At 44.2% G+C, this 778-nt stretch carries 1 protein-coding gene; it reads right to left on the bottom strand.

All coding sequences use genetic code 11. The features are described 5' to 3' along the window. A partial coding sequence (iscB, locus tag T472_RS05695; protein WP_040906819.1) for an RNA-guided endonuclease IscB occupies nt 1-651 on the bottom strand: 651 nt, incomplete at its 3' end. Nucleotides 652-778 lie beyond the last annotated feature (127 nt).

Here is a 778-nt window from a genome sequence, read left to right as displayed (position 1 = left end):
GGTCTTTCGGCTTTCCTTATGATGAACATTCAATATTCTGTCCTTTGTTTTGCCATGGCAGTGCTGACATTCGTGGTTATCCCGCCATAGAACATATTCCCTGGTATTCCAGAAGGAAAGCTTAACTCCCTGCTGGTATTCTGTTCCGCTGATCTCAGGATTCCTGATCTTCTGGATATCGAAACTTGCTGTTTCGATCACTATCCTTGATATGGGAAGGATCCTGTGTACATTCCCGATTACCTTCAAGTGGCTGTCTACCTTATGCTTGACTGAGGGAGCAAGCCACCCTTCCTTTTTCGATGCGGTGCGGTTAAGAAACCTTGCCATTCTGTAGCGAAGGTGGTTTCTCCTTGTTCTTCGGTTCTGCCTTCGTGTTGATAGAAGCTCTGGGATGTCATCCCGGAGCGTTACCTCTGAGACAAAAAGCTCTTTCTTCTCGGTAGTTGCGCTAAGTCCTACAACCTTGCTTCCTGCATCTACTCCCAGAGTGATTGGCTGAGTATACTCAGGAGAATCATACAGCAGCTGTATTGTGAATGGAGTCCTTCTTACCACTTTTGCCTTGCCATTCTTCAACAGATGTTTCACTTTTCCATGCCGGCTGGTAGGCATAAGTGGATTTCCATTTTTACTTAAAACGTAGACCAAACCGGCACCCCTTTCTTGATGTAGTTAAGTACCCCTATGTGTCAGAATAGTTGTCAGTGGTAATTGAAAATAGTATAGTAAGTACTACTGATGAGGGGATGAATATAATGGCATATAGTAAAGAGTT

The organism is Youngiibacter fragilis 232.1 (assembly GCF_000495435.3).
Lineage (GTDB): Bacteria > Bacillota > Clostridia > Clostridiales > Clostridiaceae > Youngiibacter > Youngiibacter fragilis.
This window is presented reverse-complemented; position numbering and strand designations above follow the sequence as displayed.